The sequence below is a fragment of the Rhizobium sp. BK591 genome (assembly GCF_014195045.1).
GTDB classification, from domain to species: domain Bacteria; phylum Pseudomonadota; class Alphaproteobacteria; order Rhizobiales; family Rhizobiaceae; genus Rhizobium; species Rhizobium anhuiense.
In genome coordinates, this window is sequence record NZ_JACIAZ010000018.1 from 1 (window position 1) to 1313 (window position 1313).

General features: G+C 55.7%; 1 protein-coding gene. It reads right to left on the minus strand.

The window, feature by feature from the left end; translation table 11 throughout:
- Positions 1–142: 142 nt before the first annotated feature.
- Entirely contained in the window at positions 143–1144 is a 1002-nt protein-coding gene (locus FHX10_RS34840) for an IS30 family transposase (RefSeq protein ID WP_064648104.1), read from the minus strand.
- Positions 1145–1313 lie beyond the last annotated feature (169 nt).

Sequence of the window (1313 nt, forward strand, 5' to 3'; positions counted from 1 at the left end):
TCATCCTTGCTCCCAACGTTGGCATTGACCAGCACGTCGAGAGGCGAGACTGTCGCATCTCTAACTGGCCCAACTGTCGCATTACTAAATAGCCGTGGAGAATCTACACCAAGTGCAACATGGGCGTTTGAAGGGTAGGGGATCAGCCGCATTCACGCAAATGCGCCATGAAGACCTCGGCCGGTGTTTTGTAGCCCAAGCACTTTCTTGGCAGCGAATTCAGGTGATGGGCGAGGTCGACAAGTTGCTTCTGAGCGACGTTGGACAGATCCGTATCGCCAGGCATGAAGCGTCGAATGCGCTTGTTGGTGTTCTCGACAGCGCCTTTCTGCCAAGGCGAATTGGGATCGCAGAACCAGCTCCTGGCGCCGATCCCATCTTCCAAAGCCCTGAAAGCGGAGAACTCCGTGCCGCGATCAAAGGTGAAGCTTCGGCGTGCAAAAGACGGCAATGGTGAGAAGGCATGGATGATCTTGTCCATGATCGGTCGCGAGTGACGGCTGCGGTTCTTGATCATCACCGTATAGCGGCTCTTGCGCTCGACGAGAGAGGTGACGTTGGTCTCTCCGAGTTCACGCCGGAAGATCAGGAGATCGCCCTCCCAATGCCCGAACTGTGATCGATCATCAATAAAATCAGGTCGTTGGGAGATTCTGTAATCGAGCGGGATTAAGCCGTCGCGCGGTTTGCGTGCGCCGCGGCGCCGACGCCTGCGCCGTCGTTCCGGCAGGTGCTGATACAGCCCGAGCGGATAATCTTCCTTGCAATAGATGAAACGATAAATCGTTTCCGGGCAAATGCGCACAGGACTGACGCCATCGGCGAGAAGCCGGCCAGCGATCTGCTCAGGTGACCAATGCGCCTTCAGCCGGTCGATGACGAGATCGCGCAGATGCGGATGGCGTCTGAGTTTGCGCAGCCGTCGTCGGCGCTCCTTGCTCATGTCGTTGGCGATACCGCTGTAATAGCCGCTGTATTCCGGAAATTCGTGATCCTGGAACGTATTGCGTTTAAGCTCGCGATAGATCGTCGAACGATGACGACCGAGTTGGCGGGCAATCTCCGAGACGGAAACCTTGCGTTCTCTAAGATGAAAAAGACGCTTGCGATCAGGCAGGGTGAGCTGCGAATAGCAAAGGGACATGCATATATCTCCAAGGCGAAGCCATTGTTTTTATAAGCATGTCGCACTTGGAAATAGAATGTACCCCCGCTACACCCAATGTCAAAGCTGATTAGAGGCGCGACGTTGCCAGCCATTTAGAGATGCGACACTCAGCATTGCCGCTGGCGCTGACGGCAGCCCCCGATCC

Bases quoted from the DNA above. Each gene is read 5' to 3' on its own strand.
- FHX10_RS34840 (WP_064648104.1), bottom strand. From the start codon at position 1,144: ATGTCCCTTTGCTATTCGCAGCTCACCCTGCCTGATCGCAAGCGTCTT.